General features: G+C 65.6%; 11 protein-coding genes. 10 read left to right on the plus strand and 1 reads right to left on the minus strand.

Annotated elements, in window-relative coordinates; all coding sequences use genetic code 11:
• Window positions 1-112 precede the first annotated feature (112 nt).
• From queA to GO707_RS08435, 4 genes are all read left to right on the plus strand, one after another.
• The gene (gene queA / locus GO707_RS08420; protein WP_157012791.1) at window positions 113-1,210 is read left to right on the plus strand and encodes a tRNA preQ1(34) S-adenosylmethionine ribosyltransferase-isomerase QueA; all 1,098 of its coding nucleotides are present in this window, start codon (window positions 113-115) and stop codon (window positions 1,208-1,210) included.
• A 349-nt stretch (window positions 1,211-1,559) separates the two neighbouring features.
• Window positions 1,560-2,780, plus strand: a complete 1,221-nt coding sequence (locus GO707_RS08425; protein WP_198161057.1) for a hypothetical protein — start codon at window positions 1,560-1,562, stop codon at window positions 2,778-2,780.
• 373 nt (window positions 2,781-3,153) lie between these two features.
• A complete protein-coding gene (locus GO707_RS08430) occupies window positions 3,154-4,794 on the plus strand; it encodes an FAD-dependent oxidoreductase (protein ID WP_198161058.1) in 1,641 nt (546 codons plus the stop codon).
• Window positions 4,795-4,968: 174 nt separating this feature from the next.
• Window positions 4,969-6,393, plus strand: coding sequence for a helix-turn-helix transcriptional regulator (locus GO707_RS08435; RefSeq protein WP_157012794.1), 1,425 nt, complete (start codon window positions 4,969-4,971; stop codon window positions 6,391-6,393).
• 91 nt (window positions 6,394-6,484) lie between these two features.
• On the opposite strand, the gene GO707_RS08440 is transcribed toward GO707_RS08435, so the two are convergent.
• Window positions 6,485-6,805 (minus strand): hypothetical protein, encoded by a 321-nt coding sequence (locus GO707_RS08440; RefSeq protein ID WP_147272696.1) that lies wholly within the window; start codon window positions 6,803-6,805, stop codon window positions 6,485-6,487.
• A 261-nt stretch (window positions 6,806-7,066) separates the two neighbouring features.
• Between GO707_RS08440 and secD the strand changes: the two genes are divergently transcribed.
• The 6 genes from secD (at window position 7,067) to nirJ2 (ending at window position 13,712) form a co-directional block, all read left to right on the plus strand.
• Window positions 7,067-9,763: a protein translocase subunit SecD gene (gene secD / locus GO707_RS08445; RefSeq protein ID WP_114539801.1), complete on the plus strand. Its 2,697-nt coding sequence runs from the start codon at window positions 7,067-7,069 to the stop codon at window positions 9,761-9,763.
• A gap of 162 nt (window positions 9,764-9,925) precedes the next feature.
• Window positions 9,926-10,249: a DUF1292 domain-containing protein gene (locus tag GO707_RS08450; protein WP_114539800.1), complete on the plus strand. Its 324-nt coding sequence runs from the start codon at window positions 9,926-9,928 to the stop codon at window positions 10,247-10,249.
• Between the two features lie 23 nt (window positions 10,250-10,272).
• On the plus strand, window positions 10,273-10,497 hold the full coding sequence (locus tag GO707_RS08455) for a response regulator transcription factor (protein WP_114539799.1): 225 nt from the start codon (window positions 10,273-10,275) through the stop codon (window positions 10,495-10,497).
• Window positions 10,498-10,573: 76 nt separating this feature from the next.
• Window positions 10,574-11,407, plus strand: coding sequence for a hypothetical protein (locus tag GO707_RS08460; protein WP_114539798.1), 834 nt, complete (start codon window positions 10,574-10,576; stop codon window positions 11,405-11,407).
• 4 nt (window positions 11,408-11,411) lie between these two features.
• A complete protein-coding gene (locus GO707_RS08465; protein ID WP_114539797.1) occupies window positions 11,412-12,512 on the plus strand; it encodes a hypothetical protein in 1,101 nt (366 codons plus the stop codon).
• A gap of 186 nt (window positions 12,513-12,698) precedes the next feature.
• Complete coding sequence (gene nirJ2 / locus GO707_RS08470) at window positions 12,699-13,712, plus strand: putative heme d1 biosynthesis radical SAM protein NirJ2 (RefSeq protein ID WP_157012795.1); 1,014 nt, start codon at window positions 12,699-12,701, stop codon at window positions 13,710-13,712.
• Window positions 13,713-13,752: the final 40 nt, after the last annotated feature.

Below are 13,752 nucleotides of genomic sequence, written 5' to 3' on the forward strand. Positions count from 1 at the left end.
AGGGGGATAAAGCGATCAGCGGGCTGCGAGCACCCCCTCGGCACCCGGACGACGCGGGTTGAGTTGGGTCATGGTAGTATAGCGCCTGCATGCATTCTAAGGAGCGCTTTTCATGAGAACCGATGATTTCGACTACAACTTGCCCGAAGAACTGATTGCTCAGGAGCCGGCGGCCGTGCGTGACGAGTGCCGGCTGCTCGTGATGGATCGCGCTGGCGGGGAAGTGGAAGATCGCATCTTCAAGGACATCATCGACTACTTGCGGCCGGGGGATTTGCTCGTGGCCAACGAGACGCGGGTCATGCCGGCGCGCCTGCTCGGTGCCAAGCGGGGCACGGGCGGGGCGGCCGAGGTGTTTCTGCTGCGCGAGTGCGGAGGCCCGGAACCGCGCACGAACCGCGTGGCCTTCTGGGAGGTGCTCGTGCGGCCGGGCAAGCGCCTGAAGCCGGGCGCTGGGGCCGTGGTGGATTTCACCAACGCCGCCGGGGACGTGGTGCTTTCCGCCGAGATCATCGATTGGGCCCGCGACGGCCAGCGCGGCGAGCGCGTGGCGCGGCTTTCCACGCCGCTGGCTTCGCTGGACGAGGCCCTGCACGCCGTGGGGCACACGCCGCTGCCTCCCTACATCCGCGACTACGCCGGCGACGAGGAGCTGTACCAGACGGTGTACTCGCGCCGGGAAAGCTCGGCGGCCGCGCCCACGGCCGGGCTGCACTTCACGCCCGAGCTCATCGAGCGCTTGCGCGAGCGCGACATCGGCTGGGCCACGGTAGAGCTGGAAGTGGGCCTGGACACCTTCCGCGTCGTCGACGAGGACGATCCGGAAAAGCACCACATCCACACCGAGTTCTACACGGTGCCCCAGGCCACCGTGGATGCCGTGAACGCGACCCACGCCGCGGGCGGCCGCGTTGTTGCCGTGGGCACGACGAGCGTCCGCAGCCTGGAAAGCGCCTGGGATCCCGAGGCCGACGGCGGCCGGGGCGCTCTTGTCGCCCGCGATCGCGAGGCCACGAGCCTCTATATCCTGCCGGGTTACGAGTTCCATGTGGTGGACGCCCTCATCACCAACTTCCACGTGCCGCGCTCCACGCTTATGATGCTCGTCTCCGCCTTCAGCACCCGCGAGCACATCCTGGCCGCCTACCAGCACGCCATCGACGAGCGCTACCGCCTCCTCTCCTTCGGCGACGCCATGTTCTTGCATTAAACGCGTTTGCAGCTCGCCTGTTCATGTCGAGCGGTTCCCTGTTTCCCTTTGTCTGGCTTGCAAAATGCGATTTTAGGGACGGCCGTCCTTCGGCGAGGCGACCGCCCTCCTTCGGCGATGTCGCGTTGTGTGCAAATCCGCGGGTCCCTTCCCCCACCACGCGGGGCATCTCGACCTCTTGCTTGCGTTGGCGCGCAAAACTGCGGGCGCTGCTTGCTGAAATGGCTTGAAAATCACGAAACATCGGCGTCGGAGGCGAAAAACGCGTTTCGTTGTAATACGCCACCTGGGAAAACTCCGCGAATCGAGACATAACCGTCCTTTTTGGGACGCCAACTGCTGATCTTTCGTGTTTTTCAAGCCATTTCAAGCGATTGAAGCGCTGATTTTCTACTGCATTCCGATCTTTCGTCATTTTCAAGCCACTATGCCAGCTTCGCGCGGAGAAGGTGGCGTATGGGCGACGCGGGGGCTCTGTGTCGGCAGCAGGGCACTCGCTCGGCAAAAGATGATGCATTTACTTTCAGCAGAGGATATTTCATGTATCGCGTTATTCCGAGAACACGTGGTGAGCAGAGGTCTTAGAATGCCGCGAATGCGGTTGATCCTCTTTGGCATATCGGCTTTCTCCTACTGGCTTTGCGCGCCGTCGGCGCCCGACGCCTCGTGCAAGGTGTCGGCGAAAATTCTGAAGAATTGCGAGCCCGTCCTTGAAGCACTGCGCCATTTGGAAGGAATCTTCCCGTTCCTGCCCCGGCCGCATCATGTCTCTACGACGTCTCATACCAAAAGGCCGTTGTCGGAAGCGATCTGCCATCTCATGGTTCGCATGCCGAAGGGAAAGGACTTCTGCCGCGTGGAAAGCGGCGTGTTCGCCTCCTGCCCCGAGCTGTGTTTCGTGCAGCTTGTGCAGTCGCTTCCTTTTCACGAGCTCGTTCGCGCGGGCAATGTGCTTTGCGGCCGCTTCTACCTCGACGCTGGGAAGGGTGGCGAGCTTGGGCGACGCGAGCCTCTTACCTCGAAGCGGCGCATTGAAGCGTTCCTTCGCGCCAACCCCGGAATCAAGGGCGTGAAGGAGGCTCGTCGGGCGCTCCCGTGGGTTACGGAAGGCGCAGCCTCTCCTCCGGAGGCGTTTCTCGCTATGGTGTTCGGGCTGCCTTACCGCTATGGCGGCTTTCAGCTCTCAGACCTTGCGGTAAACCGGCGGTTGCGGCCGAGCCACAAGGCTCAGCAGATAGCACGCCGCACCACGCTCGTCCCTGATATCCTCTTTGCTGATGCTCGCCTTGCGATCGAGTACGACTCAACGGCCGAGCACACCAGCTCCTCACAGTTGACGAGAGACGCCCAGAAGCGCCTGGCGCTGGAGGCAGACGGCTACAAGGTCGTTACCGTGACGGCGGGGCAGATCGGCGATTCGGGCGAAATGCGGCGCATTGCCGAGCAGTGCTATCGCCGGCGGGGCAAAAGATTTCGTCCCCAAAGCAAGGAATTCGCGAACCGGCAAGCGCATCTGTTCCGCATGGGCTGGTCGCTCGAGGATTACTGTCTCAAAGAGCAGCCTCGCTAGGTGCTTTTCAAGAAAATAGTTTTCCCAGTTCAGAGTAAAGGATTAGGGAAAAGATTACGAGAATAATCTTTTTCTCGCTCGCTTTCCGATGCGCGATGGCGCGGCGGCGTCCATAGTGGGGATCGTCACGGGGTGCCGAACCCGCACACCAGTTGAAGGTTGTCGCGAGGTGCCGTACTCGGGCGGCAGCTGGAAGGCTGCCCGAGTGCGAGAGCGGCGGTGGAGGCCGCGGTCGTGGTTCCCCGGACGGCATCTGTCAAGGAGGGCGCGCGGCGCCCGACAAAGCGCAGGGCGCGAAGGAGCGCCCGGCGCAAGGAGAGGCACGAGGGCGCACGAAAGGCGTCCCGCGCAACGGAAAGAGAGGGAGTTCACCATGACCACCACTGTTACTCGTCGCGATCTGTTCAAGTTCGGCGGCCTGGCCGCGCTCGGCGTGGCCGGCGCCAGCACGCTCGCCGGCTGCGGGCAGCCCAAGACCGTCGCCGAGGCCGCTGCTGAGAAGGGCCTGGCCGGCACGGGCGCCGCTACCGGCCCCGCGTTCCTCGCGCCGCAGGAGCCCATCACCGATTTCGCCGAGACCCACGAGTACGACGTCGTCGTGGTCGGCGCCGGCGAGTCGGGCCTGTCTGCCGTGCACACCGCGCTTGAGGCCGGGGCGCGCGTGGCCTGCGTGCAGAACATCAACGCCGCCCAGACCACCGGCAACATGGCCGCCTCCATCGACCTCACCCAGACCGACGAGGCCGCCGTCCAGGCCTGCGTGAGCTTCATCAATTGGAAGAGCGACTACCGCTCCAACCGCGACCTCGTGAACATCTGGGCCCACAACTCCCAGGAGGCCCTGGCCTGGTGGGCCGAGGAGGCGGCGAAGGGCGGCGTGGAAAGCAAGCCCCACGATGCCGTGCTCTCCTACAACGGCTACGACATCCACCTGCACGCCAACACCTACTTCCACGTGGAGGGCAACCACAACGCCGCCGCCACGGTGATCGCCGAGAACCTGGCCGCCGCCGGTGCCGAGTTCTTCTACAACATGCCCTGCAAGCAGCTGCAAACCGACGAGTCCGGCGCGGTCACGGGCGCCATCTGCGAGGACGCCGACGGGGCGCACCACCTGTTCACGGCGACCAAGGGCGTCATTCTGGCCTGCGGCGACTACTCCTCCAACCAGGAGATGCTCGACTACTACGCGCCGGACACCAAGGGCTTCTCGCTGTTCACCGACTTCCGCGACGGCTCGGGCCTGGTGGCCGGCATGAACGCGGGAGCCATCATGACGCCGCACACCCACACCAAGATGATCCACGGCGAGCCGGCGGCCGTGCGCTTGGAGATGCCCTTCCTCTTCGTCGACCAGGAGGGCAACCGCTTCATGGACGAGACCTGCTGCCGCATGGGCTACATGAACAACTTCGCCCGCCCGTACCTGGCGAAGGCCGGCTTCGCGGACTCCACGGCGGCGAAGTTCTTCAGCCTGGTGCCCGCGAACTGGGAAAGCTACTACGAGGAGTGGAAGGCCGCCAGCCCCTACGACATCTCCCAATACAACGGCGACAACAAGGTGAACCCCGAGAAGTGGATCACCGCCGACACGATTGAGGGCCTGGCCGAGGCCATGAACGCCTACGCCGCGGAGAACGATTGGAAGCTCACGAACATCGATGCCGCCACCCTGGCCGACACCGTGGCCCGCTACAACGAGCTGTGCGCCGCCGGCCGCGACGAGGACTTCGGCAAGGCCGCCAAGTACCTCGTGCCCATCGAGGGCGGCCCCTACTACGCCATCCCCCGCGGCTCCAACAAGCTGCCGGCCATTCTGGGAGGCCTCGTGGTCGATAGCAACCACCAGTGCCTGAACGGGGAGTTCGAGCCCATCGGCGGCCTGTACGCCGTGGGCAACGCCTCGGGCCAGTTCTTCGGCGGCGTGGATTACCCCATGGATATCGAGGGGCTCTCCATCGGCCGTGCCATCACTTCGGGCTACTACACCGGCCGCTTGGTGGCGAGCCTGTAGGCCACCTGTCGTCTCACCCTCCCGTGCCCGGCCGACGTTCCCTCCCCATCGGCCGGGCTTTTTGCATGCGGTCCCTTGCGGCCTTTGCGGCCTTTGCGGCCCCGATGTCGCAAGGTCTCGGGAAAGCGCCGACCCGGCCGCCAGCCGGCCCCGTCACCTGCTATAATGGCCGTCATGGGGAACCTGTTGAAGGACATACGAAAGGGGAGGGAGAACCGCTCCCTGTACCTGCGGGGCATACTGCCCTACCTGTTCGCGCTCGGCTGCGCCCGTGCTTGGGTGACGCTGGCCGTGGCGGCGCCGGCCCTCGCGCTGCCGGCCGCCTTCGATCTGCACGACATCTTCGATTACGCGTTCTGCCTGATCTCCATTGCCGTGGCGCTCGCCGCGCGCCGTCTTCTGCCCTTGAACGCCACGGGGTGGATGCGCGCGGCGTCGGCGGCGCTGATGGTCGCGGCGTCGCTGTGCCTCATTGCGGTCGGCATCGGCCTGGTCGCAGGGCCGGCGGCCATTGCCCTTGTGGCCGCGGGCGCGGCGGCGGGAGGCGCGGGCTTCGGCCTCTTCCTGCTTCTGTGGGCCGAGGTCCTAAGCTGCATCTCGCTCATCTGCATTTTCCTGTACACGACGGCCTCCCAGCTGGTGGCCGTCGTCTGCGTGTTCTTCTGCGACGGCCTGGACGATTTGCGCGTGGCCTGCGCTCTGGTGATCCTGCCGCCGGTGGCGCTGCTCTGCCTGCGCCGGGCCTTCTCGGCGCTGCCCGTCGCCGATCGCCCCTCGCCGGTCATTCCGAAGTTCACCTACCCGTGGAAGATCTTCGTGCTTCTGGCCCTGTACTCCTTCGCCTACGGGCTGCGCCAGCACCAGCTGGCCGCCGGCGCCGGCATGCACTCGTCGGTCTCGACGGCCATCGTCATGGCGGTGCTGTTCGCGAGCGCCTACTTCTTCTCGAACCGCTTCAATATCGGGACGCTGTACCGCTCGCCGCTCGTGCTCATCGTGTGCGGCTTTCTGCTTGTGCCCGTCGAGGGCGTCTTCGGCACGGCGGCGTCCAGCTATCTCATCTCCATGAGCTACTCGCTCGTGGGCATTATCGTGGCGCTGCTCCTGTACGACATCTCGAAGCGCCTCGGGGTCACGGTCGTCATCTTCGCCGCCATCAAAGGCGCCGAGCAGGTGTTCGTCATCTGGGGCAAGGGGGTCGCCGAGGCCATGGTCGCGGCCGGCATGAACGCCGGCGCCCAGGACGCGGTCATCGCGGTTGCGGTGGTGGCCATGATGTTGGCGGCCACGCTCATCCTGCTGTCCGAGAAGGAACTGGCGAGCCGCTGGGGCGTGCGCATCCTGGATGCGGGCGGCCTTGTGGAGAAGACCCCGGAAGAGCTGCGGCGCGACGAGCGGGCGGCCGAGCTGGCCGAGCACGCCCGCCTCACCCCGCGGGAAACCGAGATTCTGGCGCTGGTGGCCCAGGGCAAGAACGGCCCGGCCATCATGCAGGAGCTGTTCATCGCCGAGGGCACCTTCAAGGCCCACATGAGCCACATCTACGAGAAGTGCGGCGTCGCGAACCGCCGCGAGCTCGTGGCGCTTTTGGGCGCGTGATAGGGCGTCATCGCCGCAACCTGCCGGCCCTCGGATGGCTTGGAAATCACGAAACATCGGGTTTAGGGGCAAAAGCGCATGTGCTCAGCCTTCAAATGGCTTGGAAATCACGAAACATCGGCGCTAAAAGCGAAAAAGGCGTTTCGTTGTAATACATCACCTGGGGAAACTTCAGAAAAATGAAGGAAATAGCCTGCCGAGAGGCGCCAATCGCCGATGTTTCGTGATTTCCAAGCCATTTTGGACGATCGTAGGGTTCGTTTCCCTCTGTATTCCGATGTTTCGTGATTTCCAAGCCAATTTCCAAGCCAGATTGATAGCTTGCGGCCTTGAGGCGAAGGCGGGTGTATTCGTTTGGCGCGCTCGTCGCCGGGTGGAGGGGTCTTCTGGCGTTGGAGCACGCTCGTTTCACGGGTTCGCCGCCGAGCGGAGGAGCGTTGTCACGTTGGGGCGCGCCCCTGAGGCTCCCGAGGCGCTCCCGATTATGTCGCATTAGTTGTCGTGATGTCAGAATCAGGCGTTGACCTTCGGTTCATTTATGGCACAATAGGCAAGTTGAAGTGAAAGCGCCGCTTCGGGGGAGGCTTGGGCGCTCTTCGCGCAAGAGAAAAGGAACGCGCGGTATAAAGAACGCGCGGGAAACTAGGAACGCGAAAGAAGAAGGTCGCATCCCATGGCATTGGAACGCAACGTCAAGAAGAAGCCGGCCCGTACGGCGGATCGCCGCAACGTGTGGCTTCTCATCCTCACCACCCTGCTCATCGTCGTGTCGGTGGTGCTGTTCACCCCGCCCAACGAGAAGATCAACCAGGGCCTGGACATCCAGGGCGGTCTGTCGGTGGTGCTCACGGCGAAGTCCACGGACGGTGCGCCGGTCACCCCCGAGGACATGGAGAAGTCCCGCGCCATCATCGAGAGCCGCGTGAACGCGCTGGGCGCCTCGGAGGCCACGGTGCAGGAGCAGGGAAGCGACCAGATCCTCGTGCAGATCCCCGGCCTGGCCGATACGGAAGAGGCGCTCGCCACCATCGGGCGCACCGGCTCGCTGGAGTTCGCCCGCCTGGATTCGTTCACCGATGAGGACGTGAAGAACGCCATCGACTCCGGCCAGACTTCCGGTGAGGGCACGGTGACCGACGAGTTCGGCAACGCCTTCCCCTCGGGCCAGGTTGAGCACATGGCCGTGGAGGCCGGCACCTACACGCCCATCGTCACCGGCGCCGACATCACCAACGTCACCATCGGCCGCGAGAGCGAGGGCAGCACCTACTACAGCGTGAACATCACGTTGAACTCCCAGGGCGCCAAGGCCTTCGCCGACGCCTCGCGCGATTTGGTGGCCGACCACGGCAAGATTGTCATCATCTTGGACGGCGAGGTGCAGTCCGCCCCGGCCGTGCAGTCCGAAATCCCCAACGGCGAGGTGTCCATCACCGGCCAGTACTCTTTGGAAGACGCCAAGGCGCTGCAGACCATCCTAGAGTCCGGCTCGCTGCCGGTGTCCTTCGAGTACGCCCAGTCCCAGGTCGTCGGCCCCACCCTTGGCCAGGACGCGCTCGTCTCCGGCGTCGTGGTGGCGCTGATCGGCCTTGCGGTCGTCATGCTGTACCTGCTGTTCTTCTACAAGGGCCTCGGTATCATCACCGCCGCGGCCATGGCCGTGTTCGCCGTGCTCTACCTCGGCATCCTGGCGGCCCTTTCCGCCTTCCACCTGTTCAGTCTGTCGCTGGCGGGCATCGCCGGCATCGTGCTGACCATCGGTATGGCTGCCGACTCCTCCATCCTTACCGTGGAGCGCTTCCGCGAGGAGATCCGCATGGGCCGATCCGTGAAGGCGGCCTCCATCACCGGCGTGAAGCACGCCATCTTCACCTCCATCGACGCCGACCTCGTGACCATGGTCTCGGCGCTGTGCCTGTTCTTCCTCGCCGCCGCCTCCGTCAAGGGCTTCGGTATGACGCTGGCCTTGGGCATCATCTGCGACATCGCCATGATGCTCATCTTCAAGGCGCCGCTTATCCGCCTGCTGGCGCCGAAGGTCATTGCGAAGCACCCCGGCTTCTGGGGCATTAAGGACTCCATCGACGCGTCGAAGGGTTACGCCGAGCTGGCCGCCGCCGAGGGCGTGCCCGAGGCCGAGGCCGAGACGGCGGCCCAGATGAACGCCGCCGAGACCCGCGCCGTCGCCGAGGGCGAGGGCGAGCCGGGCTCGGTCGCCGTCACTGCCGTGCGCAAGATCCGCGGCCGCTTCATCAAGCACGACATCAACTTCCTCGGCTACCGCAAGGTGTTCCTCACCGTGGCCGTCGTCGCCATGGTGGCTTGCCTCGCTATCGTCGGCATCCGCGGCCTGAACTTCGGCATCGAGTTCGTCGGCGGCACGTCGGTGGCCTTCCACGGCACCGGCGATATCACCACCGAGCAGATGCGCGAGGCCATGAACGACGCCGGCGAGCCCGACGCCGTCATCCAGACCACCGAGACCAACGGCGAGCCCGGCTTCCTCGTGCGCACCACGACCACCTCGGCCGAGGACGCCACGGCCCGCGCCAACCAGGTGGCCGAGGCCCTCGGCATGACCGCCAGCGACTTCGAAGTCACCACCATCGGTCCCGACTGGGGCGCGAGCGTCATCCAAAGCTCGCTCATCGCCTTCCTCGTGTCCATCCTGCTCATCATCGTCTACATCGCCATCCGCTTCGAGTACAAGATGGGCGTCATGGCCATCGTCGCGCTGTTCCACGACCTTATCCTGGTGGTGGGCATCTACGCGCTGGTGGGCCGCGAGGTGAACCCGAACACCATCGCCGCCCTGCTCACGATCCTCGGCTACTCGCTCTACGACACCGTGGTCGTGTTCCACCGCATCAACGACAACATGAAGGGCGAGGACATCCGCTGCACCTTCATGACCATGGCCAACCACTCCATGAACCAGGTGTTCATCCGCACCATCAACACGACGCTCACCTCGTTCATCCCGGTGTTCGCGATGCTGCTGTTCGGCGGCGAGACGCTGAAGGATTTCGCGTTCGCCATGGCCATCGGCCTCATCGCTGGCTCCTACTCGTCCATCGCCATCGCGTGCCCGCTCTACTGTATGTGGAAGACCCGCGAGCCGAAGTTCGCGAAGCTGCAGAAGAAGTACGGCACGGAAGTGGGCCTGTTCGAGTTCGACCACTCGGCTTCCACCGGTATCGCCCAGGTGCCGCTGGCGCGCCTTGAGGCCAACGCCCGCGCCGAGGCCTACGTGGCCGAGCAGAAGGAAGCGACCGGCGAGGCGCCCGACGCCGCGGCGGTGGCGGCGGCCGTCAAGCCCAAACCGGTGAACAACAAGAAAAAGAAGCACCGCCACGGAAGGGCGCAATAGCAGCTCTCCCGGGATCGGGCCACGGGGTACTGCTCAGTCGCGCGTACTGTCCTCGCTCGGCGAAACAGCCCACTGGGCTGTTTCGTTCGCTGCGGAACTCGCTTGGTGAGCAGCACCCCGTGTCCCTCTACGCTCTTCCACGCTTGAGAGAAAGGCGCGAACATGGTTCGTGAAGGTTCGGCTCCTAACTTTTGCCCGCCTACCGAAGAGGGCATCACCATCACGCTCGTCGATGAGAAGGGCGAACAGGTGGAACTAGAGTTCCTCGGGCTCGTGCTGAAGGGGGAGAGCTCGTTCGGGTTCTTCTTCCCGGTGGATGACGAGCATCCGGCTACCTCCTCTGGTGAAGTGGTGGTCTTGGAAGTGACCGAGGTGGACGCCGACGGCCAGCCCTGCTCCTTCGAGTTGGTGGATGACGAGGTCATCGCCGCCGAGGCCTATGCGGACTTCCAGGAAGCCGCCAAGGATCTGTACGACTTCGCCTAAGGGCGGCTCGTCAAGGACATCCGATGATCTTCGTCGCCGACCCCGATTCTGCATTCACCCTGCGCGAGCAGCAGATTCTCTACTACATCGCCGGCGGTCTCTCGAACAAGGAGATCGCCGGGCGGCTTTCCCTCTCCGAGCAGACGGTGAAGGCGCATCTGTCCCACATGACCACGAAGTGCGGCCGTGCGAACCGCGCGGCGCTGGTGGCCTACGGCTTCGAGACCGGCCTGCTGCGCCGCCGCTGATTAGCCCGAACGGGGGATGGCGGGAAAGGCGCCCTCGGATAGACTTGAACCCTCAGGCTGGGAGGATAGCGCGCTCATGACCCTGTTCGTCTTCGAAATACTCTGCATCCTGCTCTACGGCGCGGCGAGCGCCTTGGGGGCGTTCGGCCTCAGGCGCGGTCACCGGCGGGCCGCGTGGGCGGCCAAGGGCGTCTATCTGGTCGCCGTGGCGGCGCATTCCGCGGTCATCGGCATGGAGTCGGTAAGCACCGCAGGCACGCTGCTCTCGGGCCCCAACATCGTCATGCTGGCCTCGTGGGTGCTCGCCGTGGTGACAGCGACGGGGCTGCTCGTCACTCGCCGTGGACTGGCCTTCTCCACCGTCGCCGCGCCGGTGGTGGCGCTTCTGATCCTCGTGTCCCAGTGGCTGCGCATCCTCGACCCCGCGGGCGCCGACAACATGGCCTTCTACCACTGGCCGCTGCTCGTGCCCCATATCGTGCTCGTGTTCGTCGCCCTGGCCTGCTTCGCCACCTCGGCCGTATCGGCTGCGCTCGACTGGTACCAGCGCCGGCTTATGACGGCCCGCAGCGCCAAGGTGCTCGAGCTGAACACGCCGGCGCTGGATACGCTCGCCCTCATCTCGCGCTTGGCGGGGCTTGTGGGCCTTGCGGTGCTCATCGCCGCCATGCTCATCGGGTTCACGCACCTGGTGGCGCTCTACGCGGCCATGGCGCAGATCGGCACCGAGGGCAACCTGGGCTATCTGGTGCCGCGTGTGGCGCTTTCCCTGGCGACGACGGCCGTGTGGTCGGTGTTCTGCGCCCTGTCGTTTCTGGCGCCCTGGGCCGCGTCGGCGAGAACCCGCGACGCTTTGGCCATTGCCGGCCTTGCGGCGGCGGTGCTGCTCATCGCGGTGTCGGCGGGGTAGGGCCATGGGTCTGTTCGTTGCGGGTGTGAACCCGCGCCGCCCGGTGTTCCCATCGGCGAGCCAGCATTTGGCCGACGCCGCCGCCCGCCGCGCGCTGCTCGGCGCCGTCTCGGGGCACCGGAGCCTGAGCGAGGGGCTTCTCGTGGCCGCGGACGGCCGGCTGGAGCTGTACGCTGTGGCCGACGAGGGCTGCGACGCCTACGATATCGCCGCCGGGCTTTTCGGCGCTGTGGCCGAGGGGGAGGTGGCCGGCGCGCTCTATTTCGCCGAGGGGATCGACGTGGCCTCTCACTTGTTCGCCGCCTTGTGCGGCCTGGACGAGTTCGCTCGGGGATCCCGGGAAGGCGCGTTGCTTCCCGGGGAATGCGACGGGCTTGCCGATGCGGGAGAGCTGTCGCAGCCGGGAGGCCGCGGGGCTCTTGGTGCGCCGGGCTTGCCGGCCGCGCTGCCCGCCTGTTGGGCGCGCGCCCTGTCGGAGGCGCGGAAGGCGGCCACGCTGGGCGATGCCCTGACCCGGCTCGCTGCGGCGGCCTCCGGTCTGTCCAGCGCTTTGTCCGCGGCGGATGCGTCCGCCTCGACGGCGGCGCTGGCCGAGACGGCCGTGGAGCTGGCCCGGCGCGTGTTCGGCCATCTCGAGCGCCGGTGCGTGCTTGCTGCCGGCGCGGGCGATTTCTCGCTGGCCCTCGCCGGCGCGTTCCTCGGCGCCAGCGTAGAGCGCTTCCAGGTGCTCGGCGATGGGGACTGCGAGGAGGCCGCCCGCGTGCTCGGCGCGCCCATGGCCGATCCCCAGCTGCTCTCGGCGCTGCTCGTCGATGCCGATATCGTCTTGGCGGAAAGCGCTGTGGAAGGCACCTCGCTCGATCGGCGCCTCATGAAGGGCGTCGTCCGCCTGCGCCGGGGCCGGCCGATGCTGCTCGTCGACGCCAGCGCGGATGGCTCGCTTATCGATCATCGCGTCGCCTCCCTCGATGGCGTCTTCCTCTACACCGTCGCCGATCTGGCCGCCATCACCCGCGACGCCCCTTGGGCGCGCCTGGGCACCGACGACGCCCGCGAGCGCCTTTTTGCCGATGCGGTTCGCACTTTCGCCCTGCAGACGGGTTAAGGTGCGCGTCCTCATCTCCCGCGGCGTCCTTCCAACCTAGCCCGTTCGGGCGATTCCTGCGGAAAGCGCTCTGGGTATCCTTGAAACCACCTTGCGGCCGAACGCGCGGCAAACCTGCCGTCGAGCCTGCGGCACGTGAGCCGTCAGCCTGAGGCCGCGTCCATGCGTGGGAGAGGAGACCCCGACATGATCGTATCGTGGATGACCACGAACCAATGCAACCTGAAGTGCGTCCACTGCTACCAGGACGCCGAGGAGGCCACCGAGCGCGAGCTTACCACCGACGAGGCGAAGAAGATGATCGACGAAATTGCCCGGGCGGGCTTCAAGATCATGATCTTCTCCGGCGGCGAGCCGCTTCTCCGTCCCGACATTTACGAGCTGGTGGCCCATGCGGCCTCCCGCGGCCTGCGCCCGGTGTTCGGCAGCAACGGCACGCTCATCACCGACGAGGTGGCCTGCCGCCTGAAAGAGGCCGGCGCGGCCGCCATGGGCATCTCGGTGGACAGCCTGGACGCCGCCAAGCACGACAAGTTTCGCGGCCTTCCGAACGCCCATGCGCTCACCCTGACCGGCATCGAGGCCTGCAAGCGCGCCGGCCTGCCCTTCCAGCTGCACACCACCGTGGTCGATTGGAACCGCGATGAGGTGTGCGCCATCACCGACTTCGCCGAGGAGATTGGCGCTGTCGCCCATTACATCTTCTTCCTGATCCCCGTCGGCCGTGGCGAGTACATCCAGGAGACGAGCCTGGAGGTGCTGGAAAACGAGACGCTTCTGCGCGAGATCATGGAGAAGTCGGCGGAAGTGTCCATCGACGTGAAGCCCACCTGCGCGCCGCAGTTCACCCGCGTGGCGAAGCAGCTCGGCATCGACACGCGCTTCACCCGCGGCTGCCTAGCGGGGCTCACCTACTGCGTCGTGGGCAGCGAGGGTATCGTGCGCCCCTGCGCCTACATGACCGAGGAGGCTGGCGACGTGCGGACGCAGCCCTTCGACGAGATTTGGAAGACGAGCCCGGTGTTCGAGCGCCTGCGCACCCAGGCCTACTCCGGCGCCTGCGGCACCTGCGACTACAAGGACGGCTGCGGCGGCTGCCGGGCCCGTGCCGCCTACTATCACGACGGCGACATCCTAGCCCAAGACGACTACTGCGCCCACGGCCAACAACTCGACGTTCATTCGGCTATTGCCGAATGAACGTCCTGACGCTGCGGTTCCGACAGGCACCTGATCTGGC

This window comes from Adlercreutzia rubneri (assembly GCF_009755265.1).
GTDB classification, from domain to species: domain Bacteria; phylum Actinomycetota; class Coriobacteriia; order Coriobacteriales; family Eggerthellaceae; genus Adlercreutzia; species Adlercreutzia rubneri.

Bases quoted from the DNA above. Each gene is read 5' to 3' on its own strand.
- GO707_RS08435 (WP_157012794.1), top strand. From the start codon at position 4,969: ATGGGGAACCTGTTGAAGGACATACGAAAGGGGAGGGAGAACCGCTCC.
- GO707_RS08430 (WP_198161058.1), top strand. From the start codon at position 3,154: ATGACCACCACTGTTACTCGTCGCGATCTGTTCAAGTTCGGCGGCCTG.
- GO707_RS08455 (WP_114539799.1), top strand. From the start codon at position 10,273: ATGATCTTCGTCGCCGACCCCGATTCTGCATTCACCCTGCGCGAGCAG.
- GO707_RS08465 (WP_114539797.1), top strand. From the start codon at position 11,412: ATGGGTCTGTTCGTTGCGGGTGTGAACCCGCGCCGCCCGGTGTTCCCA.
- queA (WP_157012791.1), top strand. From the start codon at position 113: ATGAGAACCGATGATTTCGACTACAACTTGCCCGAAGAACTGATTGCT.
- nirJ2 (WP_157012795.1), top strand. From the start codon at position 12,699: ATGATCGTATCGTGGATGACCACGAACCAATGCAACCTGAAGTGCGTC.
- secD (WP_114539801.1), top strand. From the start codon at position 7,067: ATGGCATTGGAACGCAACGTCAAGAAGAAGCCGGCCCGTACGGCGGAT.
- GO707_RS08450 (WP_114539800.1), top strand. From the start codon at position 9,926: ATGGTTCGTGAAGGTTCGGCTCCTAACTTTTGCCCGCCTACCGAAGAG.
- GO707_RS08460 (WP_114539798.1), top strand. From the start codon at position 10,574: ATGACCCTGTTCGTCTTCGAAATACTCTGCATCCTGCTCTACGGCGCG.